Raw genomic sequence first — 25,473 nt, forward strand, 5'->3', positions numbered from 1 at the left:
TACCGGTTCAGATGAGCGGTAATTCATAAAAATAAAATACCTGTACCTGCCCTGATTCATCATTCCTCTGCCATGCCCTGCTACTCGAGTGGCGGGTGTCGGTGTCTGGGTGGGTTTGCAACGGATTGCGGTGGGGACGGTCGAGCTTTCAATGCGTGTTCTCGGGCTTTGCCCGCTTCTTGCATTCGAGCCTCAACAGTTCAGTAGTCGCTGCTAGCTAATTGGTCCTCGATCGTGAGCGGAGCTTCCGTCGCGCGGGGTTTCTTGGCCTCAGAAAGAGCTACGAATCATGCATGGCGCCGGTCTCCTCAAGCTGCTGCTGTCACCCGTCGGCCTTGGCCACCCCGCACTGGCGATAGCCGCGTCCCGTGCCGGCGGGGTCGGCGTGCTGGACCTGGAGCTGAGTCGTGATCCGCGGGTCGAGCAGTTGGCGCTGCTGGCCCGCCATGCCGGTGCGCGTGGCTTTGGCGTGCGTCTGGGGGGCTTCGATGAGGAGCTGGCCGGGCGGCTCGTCGGATTGTTCGGCAAGGGGCTGAGGTTACTGATCCTCGGTCGCGAGCAGTGGGGCGAGTGGCAGGAGTGGCTGGCCGAGCACCGTGATGCAGCAACCCTGCTGCTCGAACTGAGTGACAACGATCCCTTGGAGCCCGGCATCGCGGCCGGCCTGGACGGACTGCTGCTCAAGGGGCACGAGGCCGCCGGCTTCGTCGGCGAGAGCAGCGCCTTCATCCTCGCCCAGCACTGGCGCGCGACCTGTGGCCTGCCACTCTACCTGCGCGGCGGTGTCACCCCGCATACCGCTGCCGCCGCGGCACTGGCCGGTTTTGCCGGCATCGCACTGGACAGCCAGGTGCTGTTGTTGCAGGAGTCGCCGCTGGCGGCCGAGCTGCAGCCACACCTGCGTAGCCTCTCCGGCAGCGAAACGGTAGCCGCCGGCAACGGCGAGTTGGGCCGCTACTGCCGCATTCTCTCGCGTCCCGGCTTCGCCAAGGCCAAGGCCTTCATCGCCGCTGCCGAATCCCTGACACCCGAGCAGATGCGCGAGCGCCTGCTGGCCGAGGTGGAGTGGCGCAATCCGCCTGCCGGCCTGCTGCCGTTGGGGCAGGACGTGGCCTTCGCCGCCGCCTGGCAGAAGCAGTACGGCAGTGTCGCCCAGCTGTTCCAGGCCATCGATGCGGCCGTGCAGCACAACCCGCAGCTCGCCCTGAGCGCCCGTGCCCTGCGTGCCGAGCGCGCGCCCCTGGCCGAGGCCCTGGGCCTGGGCCTGCCGCTGGTGCAGGGGCCGATGAGCCGGGTCTCGGACAAGGCCGAATTCGCCGCCGCGGTGGCCGCAGCTGGGGCGCTGCCAATGCTGGCCCTGGCGTTGCTCAAGGGCAAGCCGCTGGCTGGCCTGTTGGAAAAGACCGCCGAGCTGCTGGCCGGCCGTCCCTGGGGTATCGGCCTGCTCGGCTTCGCCCCGCAGACCCTGCTGGACGAGCAGATCGCCGCGGCCAAGCCGCACCAGCCCAGCTACGCCATCATCGCCGGCGGCCGTCCGGATCAGGCGGTGCGTCTGGAGCAGTCGGGCATCCCGTCCTTCCTGCATGTGCCTTCGTCCAACCTGATCCCGATGTTCCTCAAGGAAGGCGCACGGCGCTTCATCTTCGAGGGCCGCGAGTGCGGCGGTCACGTCGGCCCGCTGAGCAGCTTCGTGCTGTGGAGCAGCATGATCGACCGTCTGCTGGAGGAGATCGCCCTGGGCGTGCCGGCGCACGAGATCCAGGTGCTGTTTGCCGGCGGCATCCATGACGCGCGCTCCTCGGCCATGGTCCAGGCCATGGCCGCGCCGCTGCTGGCCAAGGGCGTCAAGGTCGGCCTGCTGATGGGCAGTGCCTACCTGTTCACCCGCGAGATCGTCGAGGCCGGCGCCATCGTCGAGGGCTTCCAGCAGCAGGCCATCGAGTGCGCCCGCACGGTCAACCTGGAGTCCGGCACCGGCCATGCCAGCCGCTGCGCCTACACACCCTTTGCCGCCGCCTTCTTCGCCCGGCGCAACGAGCTGAAGCAGCAGGCGGTGCCGGCCGACGAGGCCCGCGAGCAGCTCGACGACCTGATCCTCGGTCGCCTGCGTCTGGCCTCCAAGGGCAGCATGCGAGTGGGCGAGGAGGGCACGCTCAAGGAGTTCTCCGCCGCCGAGCAGGTGACCGACGGCATGTACATGATCGGCCAGGTCGCCACCCTGCGTGACGCCATCACCGACGTCGCCAGCCTGCACCGCAGTGTCACCGAGGATTCCCTGGCCCTGCTGGAGGACTACCAGCAGGCCCAGCTCGAAACGGCTGTCGAGCCCGGCGAGCCGGCCGACATCGCCATTATCGGCATGGGCTCGATCCTGCCCGGCGCCAGCACCACCCGCGAGTACTGGCAGAACATCCTGGCCAAGGTCGATGCCATCACCGAGATCCCCTCGCACCGCTGGGACTGGCGCCTGTACTTCGACGAAAACCGCAGCGCGCCGGACAAGATCTACTCGCGCTGGGGCGGTTTCCTCGACGATCTGGTGTTCGACCCGACCCGCTACGGCATGCCGCCCAAGTCCATCGAGTCGGTCGACCCGATGCAGCTGATGGCCCTCGACATCGCCCGCCAGACCCTTGCCGACGCCGGCTACGAACAGCGCGGCTTCAACCGCGAGAAGGCCTCGGTGATCATCGGTGCCAGCGGTGGCGCCGGCGACGTCGGCATGCAGTACGGCCTGCGCTCCGAGCTGCCGCGCTTCAAGGGCGACCTGCCGGGCGAGATCGCCGGGCGCCTGCCGCAATGGACCGAGGACACCTTCGCCGGCATCCTGATCAACGTGATGGCCGGGCGCATCGCCAACCGCCTGGACTTCGGCGGCGTCAACTTCGCCACCGACGCGGCCTGTGCCTCGTCGCTGGCCGCCATCTACCAGGGCATCAACGAGCTGCTCTCCGGGCGCAGCGACCTGGTCATCGCCGGTGGCGTGGACACCGTTCAGGGCCCGTTCGGCTACCTGTGTTTCAGCAAGACCCAGGCCCTGTCGCCGCGCGGCCGTTGCCGCACCTTCGACGAATCGGCCGACGGTATCGTGATTTCCGAAGGCATCGCCATGCTGGCGCTGAAGCGCCTGAGCGATGCCGAGCGTGATGGCGACCGTGTCTACGCGGTGATCAAGGGCATGGCCGGCAGCAGCGATGGCAAGGCCAAGGGCTTGACCGCGCCGTTGCCCGCCGGCCAGCTGCGCGCCATGCGCCGTGCCTACCAGCAGGCCGGTTTCGGTCCGGACAGCGTCGGCCTGTTCGAGGCCCATGGCACCGGCACCGTGGCCGGCGACACCGCCGAACTGGACAGCACCACTTCGCTGTTGCGCGAGGCCGGCAGCCGCCCGGCCCAGGCGGTGGTCGGCTCGGTGAAGACCATGATCGGCCACACCAAGGCCACCGCCGGTGTGGCCGGGATGATCAAGGCGGCCCTGGCCCTGCACCACAAGGTGCTGCCGCCGCACCTGGGCGTGCAGTCGCCCAATCCAGTGCTGAAGAAGGACGACAGCCCGCTCTGCGTGCTCGACGAGGCGCAGCCCTGGCTGGCTCGCACCGACCTGCCGCGGCGCGCCGCGGTCAGTGCCTTCGGCTTCGGCGGCACCAACTTCCACGCGGTGCTCGAGGAGTATGCCGGCGAATATCGCCCCTGGCTGACCCAGGGCGTCAGCGACGCCTGGAGCGCCGAGCTGCTGCTGTGGCGCGGTGGCAGCCGCGAGCAGCTGCAGTCCCAGGTGGCCCAGTTGCAGGCGCAGCTGGCGGCGCCGGGCAAGGTGGTGCTGCGCGATATCGCCTGTTATCTGAGCGACAACCTCGGCCAGGGGGAGCACAGCCTGGCGCTGGTGGTCGGTAGCCTCGACGAACTGGCCGACAAGCTGGCCAAGGCCCAGCAGCGCCTGGCCGGCGAGGCGCAGATAGACCCGGCCATCGTGCTCGGCGACAGCCGTGTCGAACCGGGCCAGGTAGCCCTGCTGTTCCCCGGCCAGGGCTCGCAGAGTATCAACATGCTGCGCGAACTGGCCGTGCTGTTCCCGGTGGTTGCCGACACCCTGGCCGAGGCCGACAGTCTGCTGGCCGCCGGCACCGAGCGTTTTGTCAAGAAGCCGCTGAGCCAGTTCATCCATCCTCGGGCCTGCTACGACGAAGCCTCGCGCCAGGCGGCGACTGCCGCGCTGACCAGCACCGACGTGGCTCAGCCGGCCCTCGGCGCGGTGGAGGCGGGTCTGCTGCGTCTGCTGCGCGAGTTGGGTATCGACGGCGATATGCTCGCCGGCCACAGCTACGGCGAGTTCGTTGCCCTGTTTGCGGCCGGGCAGATCGACTTCGCCGGCCTGATGAACCTGTCCGAGGCCCGCGGCCGCTTCATCGTCGAGGCCGCCGCCAGTGCCGGCAGCGAGCTGGGCAGCATGGCCATGGTGCAGGCGCCGCGCGAGCAGGTGGAGCAGGCCATCGCCGCCATCCCGCAGTTGCTGGTGGCCAACCACAACGCGCCGGAGCAGAGCATCATCAGCGGCTCCACGGCCGGCATCGCCCGCGCCCTGGAGGTGCTGCAGCAGGCCGGTATCAACGCCAGCCCGATCCCGGTGGCCGCGGCCTTCCATTCGCCCTTCGTCGCCCCGGCCCAGGGCCTGCTGGCCGCCGCCATCGCCGCCACGCCCTGGCAGGCCGGGCGCTTGCCGGTCTACTCCAACGCCAGTGCCGCCCTGCATGCCGCCGAGCCGGCACGGGTCAAGCAGGCCATGGCCGAGCACCTGGTCAAGCCGGTGGAGTTCGTCGCCCAGATCGAGGCCATGCATGCAGCCGGTGCCCGGGTATTCATCGAGGTCGGGCCCAAGGCCGTGCTCAGCCGCCTGGTCGGCCGCATCCTCGACGGCAAGCCGCACCAGGCGGTGGCCCTGGACGAGCGCGGTGGCGGTCTCGCCAGCCTGCTGCTGGCCCTGGCGCGTCTGCATTGCCTAGGTGTGGCCTTCCAGCCCCGGCGCCTGTTCGCCGGGCGCGCCTGTCAGCCCAGTGCCAACGGCCGTCTCGACGGGTTGTGGCGCGACGCCAGCCTGCCCAAGCAGGCCTGGCTGCTCAATGGCAGCGGCGCCCGCCGCGCCAGCGAGGCGCCGCGGCAGATCGGCGTGCTGCAGGGCGAGGTACTGCAGCACGCCGAACCCAAGATCGAAGCGCACCCGGTAGTGGTGCCGCTCAACCGCAATCCCGCAACCCTGCCGCACAGCGCAGAGCGACACAAGGAGAGGCTGGTCATGTCCGAACCCACGGCAATCCAAGGTGACGAGATGTCATCGGTGATGGCGGAATACTTCGCCACCATGCGCCAGTTCCTGGAAACCCAGGAGCGCGTGCTCAACGCCTTCATGGCCGGCGGCGCCATGCCGACGGCGCTTCCGCGCAGCATTCCTGCCGCCGTGCCGGCGCCGCGTCGCCCGGTGGCTGCCGCGCCGGCCGCGCGCATGGCTCCGGCTCCAGCTGCTGTAGCCGTTGCGCCGCCGGTTCCGGTCGCCGCTGCACCCGCCACACCTGCACCCGTGGCCGCCGCTGTGCCAGTTTCCGCTCCGGCCACCGCCACGCCGCCGGCGACCCAGGCCGAGAAGCCGAAGCTCAAGGACCTGCTGCTGTCCATCGTCGAGGAGCGCACCGGCTACCCGAGCGACATGGTCGGCCTGGAGCAGAACCTGGAAGCCGACCTCGGCATCGACTCGATCAAGCGCGTGGAAATCGTCGGCGCCCTGCTGCAGACCCTGCCGCCGGCCTACGGCAGTGCCCTGGGCGAGGCGCGCAGCCAGCTCAACACGCGAGCGACCCTGGCGGACATGCTGAAGATGCTCGAAGGGCTGGACGTCGGCGAGGTAGCCGTCCCTTTTGAGTCGGCCGAGGCGAGCCAGAAGACTGTGCCGGTAGCGGCCAGCCACTCGCCTCGGCATATCGTGGCACCCGAGGAGGAGGCCATCCCCGAGCAGGCCCTGCGCCAGTTCGAGCCGGGCTACTTCATTCTCACCGCCGACGACCATGGCCTGGCCCTGCGCCTGCAGGAGTGGCTGGAGCAGCGCGGCTGTACGGTGTCCCTGCTGAGCCCCGGTCTGCTGGCCGACGAGGCGGCGCTCAATGCCTGGTGCCGCGAAACGGCGGCCAATCCCGACAAGCAGGTCGCCGGGGTCATCCACCTGGCCGCCCTGGGCGCGCAGGCCCTGCCGGTGGATGCCGGACTGCAGGACTGGCAGCGCGAACTGCTGGTCAACGAGAAGTCGCTGTACCTGATCCTCCACTCGCTTGCCGCGCAGCTGCGCAGTGATGCCCACGTGGTCGCGCTCAGCGCCCTGGGCGGCCTGTTCGCTCGCGGCATTGATGAACAGCGCCAGGCCCTGAGCCTGCAGGGCGGTGGCAGCGGCCTGATCAAGTCGATTCGCGAGGAGCGACCGGCCCTGCGTACCCGTGCCATCGACCTGGATCCGGCGCTGAGCGATGCCGAGCAGTTGGCCATCATCACCGCCGAGCTTCAGCTGGTTGGCGGGCGCCAGGAGGTCGGCTATCCGGCCGGCCGGCGCACGGTGTTCCGCACCCAGGTCGACGAGGTCACCGCCGAGGACCTGTTGCCGCCGCTGGAGAATGCCGTGGTGCTGGCCACCGGTGGCGCCCGCGGCATCACCGCCGAGGTGCTGCGCGAGATCGCCCGCCCCGGCAATGTGCTGGTGCTGACCGGGCGCAGCCCGTTGCAGGAAGAGAGCGCCGACACCGCCGCGCTGCAGGGCGAGCAGCAGCTGCGCCAGCACTTCATCGGCGAGGTGCGCGCCGGCCGCCTCAAGCTGACCCCGGCCGAGATGCAGAAACGCATCGCCGCGCTGCTCGGCCTGCGCGAGATGCACAGCAATATCGCCGACCTGCGCGCCCGCGGCGCGACGGTCGAGTACCTGGCGGTGGATGCCACCGACGAGGCGGCGCTGGTCGCCGCCATCGACGGCATTCGTCAGCGCCATGGCAAGCTCAGCGGCGTGGTGCACGGCGCCGGGGTGATCGAAGACAAGCTGCTGGAAGACAAGACTCCCGATAGCTGGATGCGCGTGGTCGGCACCAAGGTGCTGGGCATGCTCCTGCTGCAGAAGCTGGTGCGCGTCGAGGAGCTGCAGTTCTTCTGCGTGTTCAGCTCGGTGGCCGGGCGCTACGGCAACAGCGGCCAGCTCGACTACGCCACCGCCAATGAGCTGATGAGCCGCCTGTGCTGCCAGCTGCAGCGACTGTGGGGCAACCAGGTCAAGCTGCTGTCGCTGAACTGGGGCCCCTGGGGGCCGACCCTGTTCGGCGCCGGCATGGTCACTGCCGAGACCGAGAAGAAATTTGCCGACAAGGGCGTGGCCCTGGTCGGTGCCGCTCAAGGCCGGCGCCTGTTCGACGAGACCTTGCGTCTGAAGGCCGGACACGCGGTGGAAGTGGTGGCCGGCGACGGTCCCTGGGAGCGCCACGAGGCGGAGGTCGGCCGCTGCCAGGAAGATGCCGGCGACGCTCCGCAGACCGCTCGCCAGCCGCTGCTGACCCAGTGCCGCATCGAAGATGGCGAGAAGGGCACCCAAGTACTGCACTTCAATCTGGACGCCAGCCACGGCTACCTGCAGGAACACTGCATCGACGGCATCCCGGTGCTTCCCGCCGCCGTGGCCCTGGAGATCATCGCCGAGGCCGCCACCCTGATGTGGCCAGGCTGGATAGTTGCCGAAGTGGCCGAGCTGCGCCTGCTCAAGGGCGTGCAGCTGAGCGAGCCGACCCAGGCCCTGTCGGTGCTGATCAACCCGCCGACCTACGCCAGCAGCGAAGGCTTCGACGCCAGCATCAGCATCCGTTCCGGCAACGGCAAGCAGCAGCGCATGCACTACCGCGCCGCAGTGAAGATGGCCCAGCAGCTGCCCGAGGCGCCGCGCCACACGATCGGCGAGTACCGCGAGCGCGAGTTGCCGGTGGCCAAGGCCTACCAGGAGTGGCTGTTCCACGGCCCGCGCTTCCAGGTCATCCGTGGCATCAGTGGCCTGTCCAGCCAGGGTGCGGCGGCGCTGATGTGTCCCAGCTCGCCGCAGCAGTGGCTGGCCGGCGGCCGTGCCGAGCAACAGTGGATCATCGACCCGGCGGTGCTCGACGCCGCGCCGCAGATGGCCCTGCTCTGGGCCCGCACCTTCCACGACGGTTCGGCGCTGCCGGCGCAGTTCGGCCGGGTGATCCGCTACGTCGAGCAGCTGCCCGAGCGTTTCCACATGGACTTCCAGTGCCTGCCCGGCGAGGCGCAGCAAGTGCGCGCCAACGTGTTCTTCAGCGACGACGAGGGCCGCCTGCTGCTGCTGATCGAAGACCTGCAGTGCATAGTCGATGCGCGCCTCAATCGCCTGGGCGGCACCCACCTGCGCAAGGAAACCGAGTGATGAGCAACGCGCCTATCGCCATCATCGGCATGGCCTGCATCTTCCCGCAGGCCCCGGACCTGGCAGGCTTCTGGCGTAACATCCTGGCCGGCACCGACGCCGTCGGCGAACCGCAGGACGAGTGGGAGGCGCAGCGCTACCTGGACTCGGGGCGCATCAACACCCAGCACGGCGGCTACCTGAACGACCTGTACCGCTTCGATCCGCGCGAGTTCGGCATCATGCCCAACTCGGTGGACGGCGGTGAGCCAGACCAGTTCCTCGCCCTCAAGGTGGCCTTCGATGCCCTGCAGGATGCCGGCTACGCGGGCGACGGCGTCGACCATCGCGACACCGGCATCATCCTCGGCCACAGCACTTACCTGCACCGCGGCCAGGTCAGCCATATCCAGAACCACATCGTCCTCGATCAGACCCTGGAGCTGCTCAAGGCCGCCCAGCCGAGCCTGAGCGCGGACGACCTGGCGCGCCTGCACACGGCGCTGCAGAAGCAGCTGCCGCCATCCAATACCGACATCGCCCCGGGCCTGGTGCCCAACGTGATGACTGGGCGCATTGCCAACCGCCTCAACCTGCGGGGCCCCAACTACATAGTCGACGCCGCCTGTTCGTCCTCGCTGCTGGCGGTCAACGCCGCCATGGACGAGCTGCGCAGCGGGCGCAGCCGCCTGATGATCGCCGGCGGGGTCAACGCCTCGCTGCCGGCCGAGGTCTCAGTGATCTTCACCCAGCTCGGCGCCCTCAGCGGGCGTGGCAAGGTGCGCCCATTCGAGCAGGGCAGCGATGGCACCCTGCTCGGCGAAGGTCTGGGCATGGTGGTGCTCAAGCGTGTGGATGATGCCCTGGCCGACGGCGACCGCATCTACGCCGTGCTGCGCGGCATCGGCCAGGCCAGCGATGGTCGTGGCACCGGCCTGCTGGCGCCGAGCGAGGAGGGCGAGGCCCTGTCGATCCGCCGCGCCTATGAGAGCAGTGGCGTCGATCCGGCCAGCATCTCCCTGGTCGAGGCCCACGGCACCGGCATTCCGCTCGGCGACAAGACCGAGATCGCCGCCCTGCGCAGCGTGCTCGGCGAGCGCCAGGGCCTGCTCGGCAGCGTGGCCATCGGCTCGGTGAAGTCGATGATCAGCCACTGCATTCCCGCTGCCGGCATCGCCGGCCTGATCAAGACCAGCCTGGCCCTGCACCACAAGGTGCTGCCGCCGACCCTGTGTGGCACGGTCAACCCGGCCTTGGGCATCGGCGCCACCCCTTTGTATGTCAACACCGCCAGCAAGCCGTGGATCGCCAAGCCGCACAGCCCGCGCCGCGCCGGGATCAACTCGTTCGGCTTCGGCGGCATCAATACCCATGCGGTGCTGGAGGAGGCGCCGGCCGCCGCCCAGCGTCCGCTGAGTTTCGCCCGCCGCGAGTGCGAGCTGTGCGTGTTCGCCGCAGCCAGCGAGGCTGCATTGCTGGCCCAGCTGCAGCAGGTACAGGCTTATATAGACAACAACCCCGGCGTGGCGCTGCTGGACCTGGCCGCCACCCTGGCCGCCCGCGACTGCGCCGACCAGCCGGTGCGCTTGGCCGTGCTGGCCGGTGATGTGGCCGAGCTGGCGAAGAAGCTGCAGCAGGCGGCGAAGAAGATCGCCGAGGCCAAGAGCCCGCGCTGGATGACCCGCACCGGGCTGGTGTTCAGCAACCAGCCGCTGCAGGGCAAGCTGGCTTTCCTGTTCCCCGGCGAAGGCTCGCAGTACCTGAACATGCTGGCCGACCTGGCCCAGCAGTTCCCGGAAGTGCGCGAGTGGTTCGACTTCTGGCAGGGCCTGTATGACGAACAGCCCGGCTCGACCCGTACCGACATCCTGTTCCCACCGGCCAGCGAGCTGGATGACGAACTGCGCCAGCGCCTGGAGGCGCGCCTGTTCGACATGGACGTGGGCTCCGAGGCGGTGTTCGTCGCCAGCCAGGCCCTGTTCAGCCTGCTCGGTGCCCTGGGCGTGGAGCCGGACGCCATGCTCGGCCACAGCACCGGCGAGTCCTCGGCCCTGGCCGCCAGCGGTGCCATCGCCTTCACCAACAGAGAGCAGTTGGCCGACTTTATCCGCGAGCTGAACAAGGTCTACCGCGGCGTGCTGGATGGCGGTGGCATCGCCACCGGCGCGCTGCTCACCGTTGGCGCGCTCAAGCGCGAAGTGGTGGACCGGCACATTGCCGCCTGCGCCGAGACGGTTTCGGTGGCCATGGATAACTGCCAGAACCAGCTGGTGCTGTTCGCAGGACGCGCCACCATCGAGGGGCTGCTCAAGAGCCTGAGCGAGGAGGGCGGCATCTGCTCGATCCTGCCGTTCGACCGCGCCTACCACACACCGCTGTTCGCCGCGGTGACCACGGCCTTCCACCGCTACTACCAGGACGTCGGCTTGCAGGCGCCGAAGACCGCGCTGTATTCCTGCGCCAGCGCCGGCCTGTTTCCGGCGGACTCTTCCGCAGTCTGCGAGCTGGCCGCAGCGCAGTGGTCGAACACCGTGCGCTTCCGCGAAACCATCGCCAACATGCACCGTGATGGCGTGCGCTACTTCGTCGAGATCGGCCCGTCGGGCAACCTGACCGGCTTCGTCAACGACATCCTCGGCGGCGAGGAGTACATGGCCATCGCCTCCAATGCGCGCAAGCGCAGCGGCGTGGAGCAGCTGTTCAACCTGCTCGGCAGCCTGTTCGTCAACGGCAAGGCGGTGGACCTCGGCAAGCTCTACCGCGGCATCGCCTGCCGTGTGCTCGACCTCGACCAGCCGTTGCCACAACCCAAGCGCGGCATGCTGGTGAAGAACACCATGCCGGTGGTGCATGTGAATGAGTCGCTCGGCGAGCTGCTGCGCGAACTGTTCCAGCCGGTCGCGGCCGTGCCTGCGCAGCCGCTGGCAGCCAGCCCGACGGCGCCGCTGCTGGTGGATATCCAGCGCCAGGGCGAGCGGCTCAGCGCCCAGTGCCCGCTGTGGTCCACCGACCGCTTCCTCGCCGACCACGTGCTGTCCGGCCCCAGTTCCTACCATCAGCCCGAGCTGCAGGGCCTGGCCTGCGTGGCGATGATGGCCAGCCTGGAAATCATGGCCGAGGCCTGCGCGCTGCTGGCCGACAGCGTGGCAATCAACCTGATCGAGAACGTCCGTGCCTTCGACTGGGTGGCCCTGGATCGTGGTGAACTGACCCTGCAGGTACAGGCCGAGCGCGTCGCCGACAACCACTACCGGGCCGAGCTGCACAATGCCGGCAGCCTGGTGATGAGCGCCGAATTCCGCTTCGCCGCGCCGCTCACCGGCACGCCGCTGGCCGAGCTGCAGGGCGGCATCGGCTACCGCTGGCCGGACCACGAGCTGTACAGCACCGGCATGTTCCACGGCCCGCTGTTCCAGAGTATCGCCGGCATTCATGCCTGGGCGGAGGAGGGCATCGATGCCCAGCTCGCCAACTGCTCAGTGCATGGTTTCGTACATGACGGCGAGCCCTGCGCCCTTGTGCTCAATCCGGTGCTGCTGGACGCCCTCGGCCAGCTGGCCGCCTATTGGCTGGCGCAGCAGGTCGGCACCGACTTCAACAGCTTCCCCTCGCATATCGCCCGCATCGAGCTGCACGCGCCGGCTCCGGCCGACCTGTCTGGCGCCTGGCTGCGCGGCCGCCAGCTCCCGGTCGATGCGGCCAACGCCGGCCTGGATGCGCCGCGCACCTGGACTTTCGACTGCCTGCACCAAGGCCGCTTGCTGCTGCATGCCAGCGGTTTCGCCAACCTGTTCTTCCCGGTGCCCAACGCCTTCTACCAGCTACGCCGCGAGCCGATGAACGGCTGGCTCGGCGCGCCGCTGGCCAGCGCCTTGCCGGAGGTCCTGCTGTGGCAGCTGGAACAGCTGCCCGAGGACTTCTGCAAGCAGTCGGCGGCGATCTTCCTGCGCATCCTCGCCCACGCCGTGCTGGCCGCGGAGGAGCGCGAGGAGTGGGAAGCCGTACGCCAGACTCGCCGCGCCCGCGAGTGGCTGCACGGGCGCCTGTGCCTGAAGGAGGCGACCCGCTACTTCATCTACCAGCAGTGCGGCGAGCTGCTCTGCCCGGCGGACGTGAGCGTGCAGCACGACGCGCTGGGCGCGCCCTTCGTCGACGGCTGGTGGAACGGCCACTGGCTGGCCGCGCCGGCCGTATCGCTGAGCCACGACCGCGACGGCTGCCTGGCGGCCCTAGTGCCGGCTGGCGCCGTGGGCGTGGATGCCGAGCGCCTGGACCGCCTGCAGCGCCCCGAGCTGGTGGCCGGCTCCTTCACCGCCCATGAGCAGCAGGTGCTGACCGCAGTCGATCCGGCCTGGCGCGATGAGCTGACCCTGCGCACCTGGTGCGCCAAGGAGGCCGCTGCCAAGTACCTGGGCTGCGGCCTGCGCGGCGCGCCGCAGGATTTCGAGGTGCAGTTCGCCGAGACCGGCGAGCTGGCCGAAGTGAGTTTCGCCGGAGACGCCAGCTTGGCGCCGGCGCGCGTGAGTGTGGTCTTCGAGATACATGGCGATCGGCTGATCGCCCTGGCCGGGGCCGAATTGGAAGTAGCGGAATACGGAGTGGCCAATGGCTGAGAGCAAGAGCGCAATCGAGCAGACCCTGATCCATATCGTCGCCGACCTGACCCAGGACTGGGGCATCGAGCTGGACGAACCGCTGAGCGCCGAGACCCGGCTGGTGGCGGACATGGAGTTCGCCTCGGTCGACATCATCCAGCTGATCGTCGCCATCGAAGAGCACTACAACCGCCCGAAGATGGGCTTCCAGGATCTGCTGATGAACGACGGCAGTTACGTCGACGATCTCTCCATCGGGCAGCTGATCGATTTCGTCCACGAAAAACTCACAGGAGTGTCGGCATGACCACTCGTACCCTCTTCATCGGCATGGATGGCTGCACCTTCACCATCCTCGACGACCTCTGCGTGGAAAAGGACGGCCAGCCGGCCGTGATGCCCTTCCTCGGTGGCCTCATGGCCCGCGGTACCCGCGCCAAGCTGCGCTCGACGCCCAACCCGCTGACCCCGCCGGCCTGGGTCTCGCTGATGACCGGGCGCACCCCGGGCAACCACGGCCTGCTGGATTTCATCCGCGCCGAGGAGCGCGGCGAGGACGTGTTCTTCACCCTCTACGACTCGCGCGACAACCTGGCCGAGACCATCTGGTCGATCGCCAGCCGCCAGCAGCGCCGCGTCGCGGTGCTCAACCTGCCGTTCACCGCGCCGCCGCCCAAGGACCTCAACGGCTTCATGGTGCCGGGCTTCATCCCCTGGCGGCACCTGCGCCGCAACACCGTGCCGGCGGACTTCTACGACCGCCTCAAGCAGGACCTGCCGGGCTTCGATCCGAAGGAGCTGGCCTGGGACTTCGAGCAGGAGAAGCAGGCGGTCGACGACCTCACCGACGAGGACCGCGAGAACTGGGTGCGCTACCACCTGCCGCGCGAGAAGCAGTGGTTCGAGATCGCCAAATACCTGCTCAAGGAGGAAGCGCCGGAGCTGATGGCGGTGATGTTCGACGGTGTCGACAAGCTGCAGCACCAGGCCTGGCTGTTCCTCGACCCGGCTCTGCAGCACGACGGCGTCAGCGACTACCACAAGCGCATGCGCAAGCTGTGCCTGGACTACTTCCGCCAGCTCGATGGCTTCATCGAGGAACTGGTGACCATGGCCGGCCCGGATGTGCAGGTGTTCATGGCCTCCGACCACGGCTTCACTGCCACCACCGAAGTGGTGCGGATCAACGCCTGGCTGTTCGAGAAAGGCTACCTGCACTGGAAGGAAGTGCTCGATCCGGACTCCGAGGCTGCCAAGCGTCGCGAGGAAAGCATGTTCGCCAACCTCGACTGGAGCAAGACCACCGCCTACTGCCGTACGCCGTCGAGCAACGGCATCAACATCCGCGTGGCGCGCAATCCGGGCGAGACCGGGATCAAGCCGGAAGACTACGAGGCCTTCCGCGAGCAGCTGATCCTCGATATCAAGGCGCTCAAGGACCCGCTGACCGGCGAGAGCATCGTCGCCGAGATTCACCTGCGCGAGGAAGTCTTTGCCGGCCCGGCGATGATGGACGCGCCGGACCTGTTGCTGGTACTGCGCGACTTCGGCTTCGTCTCGATCAAGAACAAGCTGCCGATCGTCGAGCCGCGTGAAGAACCGGCCGGTACCCACCACCCGGATGGCATCTTCATCGCCTGCGGCCCCGGCATCCGCAAGGGTGTGCAGATCGAGCGTCGGCACATCTGCGACGTCGGCGCGACGCTGCTCTACAGCCAGGGCCTGGAAGTACCCGGCGACTTCGAGGGCAAGGTGGCCAACGACATGTTCATCAAGCCCTGGCTGAACCAGAACCCGATCCGCATCGGCGAGGCCACCCGCGGCGTGAACAGGGACGCCAACGCCGAAGGCATGGCCGACGACGAGAAGGACAAGCTGATGGCGCAGCTGCAGATGCTCGGCTACATGGAGTAACGCACCATGGCGATGGCCGAGGTCAACGGAGTCCGGCTGCACTACCAGCAGTTGGCGTGCGAACGCACGGAAGGTGAGGTCGAGGACGTGGTGCTGATCCACGGCCTGGCCGCCAACCTGGCGTTCTGGTACCTGCAGGTCGGCCACGCCCTGGCCAGGCACTACCGGGTAACCATGTACGACCTGCGCGGCCATGGCCGCTCGAGCATGCCCGCACAGGGCTACACCCCGGCCGAACAAGCCGAGGATCTGCGCCAGCTGCTCGATCACCTGGGCATCGGTCGGGCGCATTTCATCGCCCACAGTTTCGGCGGCACCATCGCGCTGAACCTGGCCTGCGCCCAGCCGCAGCGCTTTCGCAGCCTGACCATCGCTGACACCCACATCGCCGCCATTCGCAACGTGGGCGCCGACTGGCGCTACGCCGACCATATCCAGCGCATCCTCGATGAGCACAATATTCCGCTGAATACCCGCGAGCCCTACTTCGGCTATCGCCTGCTCAAGGAGGCGGCGACCCTGCAGCTCAACCAGCGCGAGTTGCCGGAAGCCCTGCGCGAGCTGATCAACCCGCTGATGGGCGCCTCCGGCAAGCGTACCGCCGACCAGTGGGTGAAGCTGCTGGAAACCACCTCAGCGCAGGAGCAGCTGATGGGCGACGATGGCCTGGATGTCGAACGCCTGCGCGGGCTGGACTTCCCCATTCTGGCCATCTATGGCGAGCGCTCGCAGGCGGTGACCACCGGCGAGCTGCTGCTGAGTGTGTGGCCGCGCGCCGACTTCCGCCAGGTGCGCGGCGCCGGACACTTCTTCCCGGCCTCAAGGCCGCAGAAACTGATCCGCTCCTTCGAATTCTTCCTGCGCAGTGTCAGTAGCCAGCGCCAGGGCCGCGCCGAGGATGGCGAGGCCCGCGCCTACTTCCGCAGCGATCGCATCTACAGCCGCGCCGAGCAGTGGTTCTATGCCACCCGCGAGGGCAAGGAGCAGGGTCCCTTCGGCGATTTCGAGGAGGCCCTCGACCATCTCAATGCCTTCATCGCCGAGGTGCTGTCGCGCAAGACCCGCGCCGGCTCGATGTTCAACCTGCCGAGCAAGGTGCGGGTGCCGGCCGGGCTCAACGCGGACGACTTCCGCCTGATCGCGCGCAACGGTTTTGGCGACGGCATCAACGCCTATGCCCATGCCATGGCCTGGTTCAACGACCACCTGTACGTCGGCACCACCCGTGGCAACTTCCCGCTGATGAAGGCGCGCCTGCCGATCAGCATGGACCCCTGGCCGGTCGAGTGTCCGGCCAACCCGTTCGATCTCGACCTGCACGCCGAGATCTGGCGCTACAACCCGCGCAAGGACGAGTGGAAGCGGGTGTTCAAGGCGCCGACCATCATCGGCAGCGACGGCTCGAAGATTCCCCGCGAGCTGGGCTTTCGCGGCATGTGCGTGTATCCCGGCAGCCCCGGGCACAACCCTGCGCTGTTCGTCAGCACCTGGTCGCCGGCCAAGGGTCCGGGGCCGCTGCTGCTGCGCAGCGAGGACGGGTTGAACTTCGTGCCCAGCTGCGAGCCGGGGCTGATGGGTCTGCCGGTGACCACCATCCGCACCATGGTCAGCTTCAAGGGGCGCATGTACACCACGCCCGCCGGTTCGCGGGGCGGCAATCCCAATGTTTCCTCGCACTCCATCGTCTACGAGAGCGAAGCCCCCGAGCTGGGACAGTGGCAGCCGGTCAGCGAGTTCGGCTTCGGCGATGAGGGCAACAAGACCATCTTCGAGATGTGCCCCTTCGGCGACCATCTCTACGTCGGCACCTTCAACCTCAAGGGCTACCAGGTCTGGCGCAGTACCTGCGAGAGCAAGCCCTACCAGTGGGAGCGGGTGATAGTCGACGGTGCCGGTCGCGGTCCGCTCAACCAGTCGGTGCTGAGCATGCACCCGTTCAAGGGCGCGCTGTACGTTGGCAGCGCCATCCAAGGGGGCGGCATCGACCGGCAGAACGGCGTGGGGCCGGCGCCGCCCGAGCTGATCCGCATCCACCCGGACAAGCGCTGGGAGCTGCTGGTGGGGGACGCGCGGATGACCGAGGACGGCTGGAAGGAGCCACTGTCCGGCTACATGGCCGGCTTCGACAACTTCTTCAACGGCTACTTCTGGCGCATGGCCGAGCACGAGGGCTGGCTCTACCTGTCGACCTTCGACTGGAGCGGCCTGCTCGGCTACGCCCGGCGCGACAGCTGGCCGGAGCCCTTCCTCAACATCGTCAACCATGTTGGTGAGCAGTTCATCTTCGAGCGCCAGTCGGGCTTCGACCTGTACCGCAGCCATGACGGCGAGAACTGGTTGCCGGTGACCACCGATGGCATGGGCAACCCCTACAACATCGGCATGCGCACCATCGTTTCCTCGCCCTACGGCCTGTTCCTCGGCGCCGCCAACCCCTTCGGTCCGAGGGTCTGGCCGCTGGGCGGGGACCGTTATATCGACAACCCGCGCGGTGGCTGCGAAGTGTTCTTCGCCCCGCGCAAGCAGATGACCTCGGCCGCACCCAGCGCCGGTATCCGTGACCGCTCCCAAGGAAGTCCAGTGCTATGAACGGCAACATCTCCGCCAGGCAAGAATCCGACCTCGGCGATGCCCGCAAGATCGCCACGCCGCTGCTGCTGCGCAAGGGGTTGCAGGTGTTCCTGCGCAATGGCCGGCAGGAGCCGCTGTATGTGGTCCTGGATCCGGCCAACCAGCTGCAGTGGGAGCTGGAGACCCGGCAGTTCTTCGTGCTGGAAATGCTTCAGGTGGACGAAGAATTCGACGCCATATCGGCCAGCTATGAAAGGCGCTTTTCCCAGGCGCTGACTCCCGAGAATCTGGATGTCCTGCTGGCCAACCTGGTGGAGCAGCGCCTGCTCGGCCTGGCCGCTGCCAACCATCCGCTGGTGGCGCCCTACCGGCAGCAGTTGCAACAGGATCTGCAGCGCCTTCTGGAGGAGAAAGTCGCCAGGTTCCGCGACAAGGCCACGCCGCCGGCCAAGCGCGCGGAAGCTGCACCTGCCGCTATCGCCAGCGCCTCGGGTCCCGCTGTGGCGCGTCCGTCCGTGGGCGCTTCGAACGATGCCGAGCCGCTGCAGGCCGGTGTGCGCGATTCGGCCGGCATGGATGACAGCCTGCAGATACCGGTCTTTCACCTGTTCAACCCGCACCGTCTGCTGCAGTCCATGCAAGGCTGGACCGAGCCCCTCAAGTACGGGGTGTTCATCCTGCCACTGCTGTTCGGCCTGGCCCTCGGCATCGTGCTCAATAACTTCGCCCAGGCGCGCCTGGATGCAACCACCCTGCTGTCCGGCATGGGGGCAGTGGGGCAGGTGCTGTTCAGCCTGTTCACCGTCAACCTGCTGTGTACCCTGACCCTGGCACTGACCGCGCAGAAGTACCGTGGCACGGTGTACAGCCTGTCGGTGGCCTTGATGCTGGGCTTCCTGCCGCGCTTCATGCCGCGCATCCGCCATCTGGTCGGCCTGAGCCGGCGCGAACGCCTGTGGCTGCATGGCGGGCCGGTGCTGATGCGCCTGGCCCTGTTCAGCCTGGGGGTATTCACCTGGTACCTGAGCCGTTCCTCCTCTGGCCTGCTGCCGGCCATCGGCCTGGCCCTGGCGGTGGTCAGCGCGGTGGCCCTGCTGCTGACCCTCAATCCGCTGTCGAAGAGCAGCGGCTATCACCTGATCGCGGTGATGGTCGACGAGCCGCAGTTGCGCGGCAAGGCGTTCAAGGCACTGTTCGGACGGATCAAGGGCAATGCCTATCGCGAGGCCAACGATACCGCGCTGATGGCCTACGGCCTGGCCTCGCTGCTGTATTCCGCGTTGCTGTTCGTCATTGCCCTGATGCTGGTGGGCAGCTGGCTGAAATTCAATTTCGGCGGTACCGGCGTGCTGGCCTGCGTGGTGCTGATCGGCTATCTCAGCCTGCTGACCTATCGCAAGTTCAAGTCGGCCAACGAGATGTACGAGCGTGCCGTGCAGTACGAGCGCTGGAAGCGCCGGCGGCTGCCGGAGAATGTCGAGCAGAAGGTCGGCACCAAGCCGGCCAACAAGGTGGCTGGCTATACCGGCCGGGTGTTCGCCCTGTCGCTGCTGATCTGCCTGTTCCTGCCCTATCCCTACGAGCCGGGCGGCACTTTCGTGATCCTGCCGACCGAGCAGCAGCAGGTGGCCAGTGATATCGGCGGCATCGTCACCGAGGTGCTGGTGGAGGGCGGCGAGCAGGTCAAGGCCGGCCAGGTGCTGGCCCGCCTGGCCACCGGCGACTACGCCGCCCAGGTGAAAATTGCCGAGGCGCGCATCGCCGAGGAGCAGGCGATAGTCGCCGAGCTGAAGTCGCGGCCGCGTGCCGAGGAAGTCGACGTAGCCCAGCGCAGTCTGGACATGGCGCGTACCCAGACCCAGTTCAGCCTGACCAACCACCAGCGTCACATCGCCTTGCTGGCCAAGGGCGGGGTGTCCGCCCAGCAGGCCGACCAGGCCCGTCGCCAGTACGAAGTGGACCTGATGGCGGTGAAGGTGGCCGAGGCCAACCTGGCCCTGGCCAGCAGCGGTGCCACCCCGGATTCCATCGCCGCCGCCGAGGCCCAGGTACTGCGCTGGCAGAGCGAGCGCGACCTGTACCTGGCGAAGATCGAGCGTTCGCAGCTACGTGCACCGATGGACGGCAAGCTGATCACTCTGCTGCTCAAACAGAAGGTCGGCAAGTTCCAGCCGCCGGGCGAGCCCTTCGCCGTGGTGGAGAAGGCCGAGCGGGTGTTCGCCGAGATCGAGGTGCCGGAGACCGAGATCGGCTACGTGCAGCCGGGCGCGGTGCTCAAGGTCAAGCCGCTGGCCTACTCCGACCGGCTGTTCGACGGCACCGTGACGCAGATCGATGCCAACGTGGTGGAGAAGACCGCCGGCAAGTACGTCAAGGTGCTGACGATCATCGACAATCCGGCCGGTGAGCTGAAGTCGGGGATGACCGGTTACGCCAAGGCGGCCGGCGAGACCCTGCCGGTGTGGAAGGCTTTCACCCGGGCGATCTTCCGCTTCATCGACGTCGAGCTGTGGTCGTGGATTCCGTGATGGCGATCAATGCCTGATGGCTTGTGCTCCTCTCCCTCGGGTGGGAGAAGGGAGGCGCAGTCCTGTAGCCCGGATGCAATCCGGGAAGGCAGTCAGCTCAGTTCCCGGATTGCATCCGGGCTACGGAAAAAACACCGGACGAGGCCGCGTTTTCATTTGTGTGATCAGGCCGCCGGCGCCGGCAGCAGTTCCTTGAGCGGTCTGCCGTCGTCCGCCAGTTGCTCGGCAGTCACGGCAATGTCCTCGGCCACCAGGCGCTTGGCGGCGATGAAGTCCTGCGGGCGGTTCACCGTGTCGGCGGCCAGCACCCTGTCGCCCTTGAGGTAGAAGGCGCTGAAGCTGTCGCTGGCCGGGTCGCCGCGCAACACCAGGCGCTCGAAGCCTTCGGACAGGCCGACCATCTTCAGCTTCAGCTCGTACTGGTCGGACCAGAACCAGGGCACCGAGGCGTAGGTCTTGGCCTTGCCGGCCATGTTGGCGGCGGCCACCCGCGACTGCTCCAGGGCATTGGGCACCGACTCCAGGCGCAGGCGGCGGCCGAGCAGGGCGTTGGGATGGTTGGTGCAGTCGCCGGCGGCATAGATGTGCGGATCGCTGGTCTGCGCGTGCTCGTCGACCAGGATGCCGTTGTCCACCGCGAGGCCGGCCTCGGCGGCCAGCTCGGTATTGGCGATCAGGCCGATGCCGACCACCACCAGGTCGGTCTCCAGGCGGTTGCCATCGGCGCAGAGCAGCGCCGTCACCGCATCGCCCGTCACCTCCAGGTCGGCCACCTGCACGTTGGTGCGGATGTCCACGCCGGCCTCGCGGTGCTTGCGTTCGTAGTAGGCCGACAGTTCGGCGGCGGTGACCCGCTGCAACACCCGCGGCAGGGCCTCCAGCACCGTGACCTGCAGGCCCTGGGCGACGGCCGAGGCCGCCACTTCCAGGCCGATGTAGCCGCCGCCGACTATGGCCAGGCGCTTGCCGGGGGCCAACTGGGCGCGGATCCGCTCGACGTCGTCGAGGGTGCGCAGGTAGTGGAAGTTGCCACAGCGCTCGGCCGCTGCCGCATTCGGCACGGCCAGCGGGCGCGGGCGGCCGCCGGTGGCGATGGCCAGCCTGTCGTAGCTCAGCTGTGCGCCATCGGCCAACTCCAGGCGCCGGTTGGCGCGGTCGATGCGCTGCACCCGCACGCCAGCCATGAACTCCACGTTGGCCCGCTCATAGGCGGCCTGCGGGCGGATCGCCAGGCTGCTCTTCTCCACGCTGCCGGCCAGGTAGGCCTTGGACAGTGGCGGGCGGTGGTAGGGCAGGTGCACTTCCTCGCCGAGCAGCAGGATGCGCCCCTCCCAGCCCTCGTTGCGCAGGGCGATGGCCAGTTCGCCGCCGGCATGGCCGGCGCCGATGATGATGGCGGTGGAGGGGGCGGCAGCGTCAGTCATGGCAGGCTCTCGGCGGGTGAAGATGCCGCCTAGTGTATGCATCCGCGCCGGCCAAGTCCCGGCCGAAGATGCCAATCGCCATGCCGAAGGGACTGGTCCAGCGCCAGCAGCGGGCGGCCGGCGGCCTGCCACTCGGCCAGTTCGCAGATCGAGATACGCCCCATGCTCACCTCTTCAACGCAGCAGATGCACCGCCAGGCCGATCAGGGCGCAGCCGAGCAGCACCTCGATCACCCCGCGTTTGAAGCGGAACAGGGCCACGGCCGCGGCCAGGGCGATCAGCGCCGAAGGCCAGTCGAAACTGCCGGAAAAGCCCTGTGGCCAGAGCACGTGGTAGCCGAAGAACAGTGCCAGGTTGAGGATCACGCCCACCACGGCGGCGGTGATGGCGGTCAGCGGCGCGGTGAACTTCAGTTCGTTGTGAGTCGACTCCACCAGCGGCCCGCCGACCAAGATGAACAGGAAGGACGGCAGGAAGGTGAACCAGGTGACCAGGCAGGCGGCCAGGGCGCCGCTGGCGAAGGCCGACTCGACGCCGAACACCGGCTGTACATAGGCGCCGACGAAGCCGACGAAGGCCACCACCATGATCAGCGGTCCCGGCGTGGTCTCGCCCAGGGCCAGGCCGTCGATCATCTGGGTCGGCGTCAGCCAGCCGTAGTGGCCGACCGCGCCCTGGTAGACGTAGGGCAGCACCGCGTAGGCGCCGCCGAAGGTCAGCAGGGCCGCCTTGGTGAAGAACCAGCCCATCTGCGTCAGGGTGCCGTCCCAGCCGAACAGCGCAGTCAGCAGGCCCATGGGCAGCAGCCACAGCGCGGCACCTATGGCCAGCAGCAGGACCAGGCGCGACCAGCGGAAGCGCGCATGTGGCGGTGGCGGCGTGTGGTCGTCGATCAGTGCCGGGCCGTAGGACTTGTCGCTGCTGGCGTGGCCGCCGCCCAGGCTGAAGCGTTGCGGGGCGAGGCGTCCACCGAAGTAGCCGATCACCGCGGCTCCCAGCACGATCAGCGGGAAGGGCAGTTCGAGGGCGAAGATGGCGACGAAGGAGGCGCCGGCAATGGCCCACAGCCAGTTGTTCTTCAGCGCCCGCGAGCCGATGCGGTGGGCTGCCTGCAGGACGATGGCGGTCACCGCCGGCTTGATGCCGTAGAAGATGCCGGCCACCAGCGGCACGTCGCCGAAGGCGATGTACAGCCAGGACAGGACGATCAGGATGAACAGCGAGGGCAGCACGAACAGCGCCCCGGCGATCACCCCGCCCCAGCTGCGATGCAGCAGCCAGCCGATGTAGGTGGCCAGTTGCTGGGCTTCCGGGCCGGGCAGCAGCATGCAGTAGTTGAGGGCATGCAGGAAGCGCCGTTCGGAGATCCAGCGGCGCCGCTCCACCAGCTCCTGGTGCATGATCGCGATCTGCCCGGCCGGGCCGCCGAAGCTGACGAAGCCGAGCTTGAGCCAGAACAGCAGGGCTTCGAGAAAACCGACGGTTTTCTGTGCCGGGCTGTGCTCCGTCAGGGGCAGGGGCGTCTCATTCATCGCTGCGGCTTCCTCTATGATCGATGTGTTGCTGGGGCAATTTCCTAACACATTCTCGTTTCAGGCCGACAGCATGACTCATGCAAAGCCGGACATAAGCCGGCGAGGATAACCCGCTGCGGTTGACCATGCCGGGGCTTTTCTATATTGGGAATACAGAGCGTCAGCCGAATGTGGGGCATCCATGGACAACGATAGGCAGGCCGAGGCACGCAGCATGCGTGGCTGGCAGCAGCTGGCCCTGCTGCCGTTGACGCGCGCCTTCGTGGCATTGGTCTGCCTGTCGCTGGTGGCCATCGATGGCTGGCTGATCTGGAAGGCTCGCCAGGTGCAGCTGCGCGATGCCGAGATCGAGACGTCCAACCTGGCCTCGGCCCTCGCCCGCCAGGCCAGCGATACCCTGAAGAAGGCCGATACCGTGCTGTTCGGCCTGGTCGAGCGTTTGCAGGTGGAAGGCACCTCGCCGGAGCACCTGCAACGCCTGCAGCGCCTGATGCGCCAGCACGTCTACGAGCAGGCCGAGCTGCACGGCCTGTTCGCCTACGACCGCGACGGCAACTGGCTGGTCAACTCCTTCGGCGAGATTCCGCCGGGAGCCAACAATGCCGACCGCGAATACTTCATCTACCACCGCGATTTCCCCAACGACCACGGTCCGCATGTCGGCCGGCCGATCCGCAGCCGCACCACCGGCGACTGGATCATTCCGCTGTCACGCCGCCTGGAGGATGCCCAGGGGCGTTTCGCCGGAGTGGTCCTGGCGACCATCTCGATCGACTACCTGCGCCAGTTCTACGGCACCTTCGATGTCCGCGAGAACGGCTCGATCAACCTGGTGCTGAACGATGGCACCATCGTGCTGCGCGTGCCCTTCAGCGAGAGCACCATAGGCACCAGCATCGCCCGTGGGCAGATCTTCACCCGTCTGCTGCCGCAGAGCCCGGCCGGCAGTGCCATGCTGCCCTCGCTGCTGGACGGCGTGGAGCGGCAGTTCAGCTACCGGCAGATCCAGGACTACCCGCTGGTGGTGGTCGCCGCCATGTCCAAGGACGACATACTCGCCGACTGGCGCTCCGACAGCGTGCGCCAGCTGGTGGTGGTGTGCCTGCTGTCCGGGTTGCTCGGGCTGTTCGGCTACTACCTGGTGCGCCTGATTCAGCGCGGCCAGCGCACCGAAATCGAGTTGCTGGCCACCCGCGATGCGCTGCGGGCCTTCAACCAGCGCCTGGAGAAGCAGGCCCTGGAGGACGAGCTGACGCGCCTGGCCAACCGCCGGCGCTTCATCCGTGCCCTCGATGACGAGTTCGCCCGCGCGGCGCGCAGCCAGCGGCCGCTGGCGCTGATCCTGTTCGATGTCGACTACTTCAAGCAGTACAACGACATCTACGGCCACTCGGCCGGCGACGAATGCCTGCGCCTGGTCGCCGAGGCGATTCGTGCCGGGCAGAAGCGCCCGGCCGACCTGGCCGCCCGCTACGGTGGCGAGGAGTTCTGCCTGCTGCTGCCGGAGACCGATACCCAGGGCGCCGTGCGGGTGGCCGAGCAGGTGCGCGCGCTGGTGGAGAAGCTGGCCCTGCCACATGCCGGCTCGCCCTGGCTGCGCCTGAGCCTGAGCGCCGGCGTGCATGTCTGCCTGCCGCAGCCGGGAGCGGCGGACGAGGGGCCGCAGGCCTTGATCCAGGGCGCCGACAAGGCGCTCTACGCGGCCAAGGCCGCCGGCCGCGACCGCGTGCTGCTGTATGGCGAACAGGTCGAGCAGCTGGTCGGTTAATCCAGCAGGGCGTGCTCGGCCGCCGCGCGGGCATGCAGGGCCGTGGTGTCGAACAGCGGCACGCTGGCGTCATGCGGCCCCAGCAGCAGGCCGATCTCGGTACAGCCGAGGATCACCGCCTCGGCGCCACGTTCCACCAGCCGCGCTATCACCTGCCGGTAGGCCTGGCGTGACGCCTCGTGCACGCTGCCCAGGCACAGCTCCTCGTAGATCACCCGGTGTACCTCGGTGCGGTCGGCCTCGTCCGGTACCAGCACCTCGACGCCGTGCAGGCGCTCCAGGCGTTCGCGGTAGAACGGCTGCTCCATGGTGAACCGCGTGCCGAGCAGACCGACCCGGCGCAGGCCGGCACTGCGGATGGCCGCCGCGGTAGGGTCGGCGATATGCAGCAGGGGAATGTCCACGGCCGCCTCGATGGCCTCGGCCACCTTGTGCATGGTGTTGGTACAGAGCACCAGGAAGTCCGCCCCGGCCCGTTGCAGCGCGCGGGCGGCCTCGGCCAGCAGGGCGCCGGCGGCGTCCCAGTCGCCGCTGCGCTGCAGCCGTTCGACCTGCGCGAAGTCGACGCTGAACAGCACCAGTTGCGCCGAGTGCAGCCCGCCCAGGCGCTCGCGCACCGCCTCGTTGATCTGCCGGTAATAGGGCAGGGTGGACTCCCAGCTCATGCCGCCGAGCAGGCCTATGGTCTTCATGCGCGTTCCTCCGCTGTTCTGGC

At 68.0% G+C, this 25,473-nt stretch carries 10 protein-coding genes; 7 read left to right on the plus strand and 3 right to left on the minus strand.

Translation table 11 applies throughout. From position 1 onward, the window contains the following. The first annotated feature begins 289 nt into the window (after nucleotides 1–289). From AAG092_RS16180 to AAG092_RS16205, 6 genes are read left to right on the plus strand one after another with little or no spacing between them, the layout of a single operon-like run. Nucleotides 290–8,443 carry an SDR family NAD(P)-dependent oxidoreductase gene (locus AAG092_RS16180; protein ID WP_373387465.1) on the plus strand — a complete coding sequence of 2,718 codons (8,154 nt, stop codon included), beginning with the start codon at nucleotides 290–292 and terminating at the stop codon, nucleotides 8,441–8,443. Next, entirely contained in the window at nucleotides 8,443–13,035 is a 4,593-nt protein-coding gene (locus AAG092_RS16185; RefSeq protein ID WP_373387466.1) for a beta-ketoacyl synthase N-terminal-like domain-containing protein, read from the plus strand. The genes AAG092_RS16180 and AAG092_RS16185 overlap by 1 nt, the downstream gene beginning before the upstream one ends. Continuing rightward, a complete protein-coding gene (locus AAG092_RS16190; RefSeq protein ID WP_373387467.1) occupies nucleotides 13,028–13,324 on the plus strand; it encodes an acyl carrier protein in 297 nt (98 codons plus the stop codon). The genes AAG092_RS16185 and AAG092_RS16190 overlap by 8 nt, the downstream gene beginning before the upstream one ends. Beyond that, a complete protein-coding gene (locus tag AAG092_RS16195) occupies nucleotides 13,321–14,931 on the plus strand; it encodes an alkaline phosphatase family protein (protein WP_373387468.1) in 1,611 nt (536 codons plus the stop codon). The genes AAG092_RS16190 and AAG092_RS16195 overlap by 4 nt, the downstream gene beginning before the upstream one ends. Nucleotides 14,932–14,937: 6 nt before the next feature. Then, a complete protein-coding gene (locus tag AAG092_RS16200) occupies nucleotides 14,938–17,520 on the plus strand; it encodes an alpha/beta fold hydrolase (protein WP_373387469.1) in 2,583 nt (860 codons plus the stop codon). Then, nucleotides 17,517–20,030, plus strand: a complete 2,514-nt coding sequence (locus AAG092_RS16205) for an HlyD family secretion protein (RefSeq protein ID WP_373387470.1) — start codon at nucleotides 17,517–17,519, stop codon at nucleotides 20,028–20,030. The genes AAG092_RS16200 and AAG092_RS16205 overlap by 4 nt, the downstream gene beginning before the upstream one ends. Before the next feature lie 164 nt (nucleotides 20,031–20,194). Here AAG092_RS16205 and AAG092_RS16210 read toward each other — a convergent pair whose 3' ends face one another. Both AAG092_RS16210 and chrA read right to left on the minus strand, forming a co-directional pair. After that, nucleotides 20,195–21,454, minus strand: coding sequence for an NAD(P)/FAD-dependent oxidoreductase (locus tag AAG092_RS16210; protein ID WP_373387471.1), 1,260 nt, complete (start codon nucleotides 21,452–21,454; stop codon nucleotides 20,195–20,197). 174 nt (nucleotides 21,455–21,628) lie between these two features. After that, nucleotides 21,629–22,987 (minus strand): chromate efflux transporter, encoded by a 1,359-nt coding sequence (chrA, locus tag AAG092_RS16215; protein WP_258371477.1) that lies wholly within the window; start codon nucleotides 22,985–22,987, stop codon nucleotides 21,629–21,631. A 184-nt stretch (nucleotides 22,988–23,171) separates the two neighbouring features. Here chrA and AAG092_RS16220 point away from each other — a divergent pair, with 184 nt between their 5' ends. Then, nucleotides 23,172–24,758, plus strand: a complete 1,587-nt coding sequence (locus AAG092_RS16220) for a diguanylate cyclase (RefSeq protein ID WP_373387472.1) — start codon at nucleotides 23,172–23,174, stop codon at nucleotides 24,756–24,758. Here the strand turns inward: AAG092_RS16220 and AAG092_RS16225 are convergent. After that, the gene (locus AAG092_RS16225; RefSeq protein ID WP_373387473.1) at nucleotides 24,755–25,450 is read right to left on the minus strand and encodes an aspartate/glutamate racemase family protein; all 696 of its coding nucleotides are present in this window, start codon (nucleotides 25,448–25,450) and stop codon (nucleotides 24,755–24,757) included. The genes AAG092_RS16220 and AAG092_RS16225 overlap by 4 nt on opposite strands. Nucleotides 25,451–25,473: the final 23 nt, after the last annotated feature.

This window comes from Pseudomonas alcaligenes, assembly GCF_041729615.1.
Classification (GTDB): Bacteria; Pseudomonadota; Gammaproteobacteria; order Pseudomonadales; family Pseudomonadaceae; genus Aquipseudomonas; species Aquipseudomonas alcaligenes_B.

What these genes read in the sequence shown, in the direction of transcription:
- AAG092_RS16190 (WP_373387467.1), top strand. Translation starts at nt 13,028, where the DNA reads ATGGCTGAGAGCAAGAGCGCAATCGAGCAGACCCTGATCCATATCGTC.
- chrA (WP_258371477.1), bottom strand. Translation starts at nt 22,987, where the DNA reads ATGAATGAGACGCCCCTGCCCCTGACGGAGCACAGCCCGGCACAGAAA.
- AAG092_RS16185 (WP_373387466.1), top strand. Translation starts at nt 8,443, where the DNA reads ATGAGCAACGCGCCTATCGCCATCATCGGCATGGCCTGCATCTTCCCG.
- AAG092_RS16225 (WP_373387473.1), bottom strand. Translation starts at nt 25,450, where the DNA reads ATGAAGACCATAGGCCTGCTCGGCGGCATGAGCTGGGAGTCCACCCTG.
- AAG092_RS16210 (WP_373387471.1), bottom strand. Translation starts at nt 21,454, where the DNA reads ATGACTGACGCTGCCGCCCCCTCCACCGCCATCATCATCGGCGCCGGC.
- AAG092_RS16195 (WP_373387468.1), top strand. Translation starts at nt 13,321, where the DNA reads ATGACCACTCGTACCCTCTTCATCGGCATGGATGGCTGCACCTTCACC.
- AAG092_RS16200 (WP_373387469.1), top strand. Translation starts at nt 14,938, where the DNA reads ATGGCGATGGCCGAGGTCAACGGAGTCCGGCTGCACTACCAGCAGTTG.
- AAG092_RS16180 (WP_373387465.1), top strand. Translation starts at nt 290, where the DNA reads ATGCATGGCGCCGGTCTCCTCAAGCTGCTGCTGTCACCCGTCGGCCTT.
- AAG092_RS16205 (WP_373387470.1), top strand. Translation starts at nt 17,517, where the DNA reads ATGAACGGCAACATCTCCGCCAGGCAAGAATCCGACCTCGGCGATGCC.
- AAG092_RS16220 (WP_373387472.1), top strand. Translation starts at nt 23,172, where the DNA reads ATGGACAACGATAGGCAGGCCGAGGCACGCAGCATGCGTGGCTGGCAG.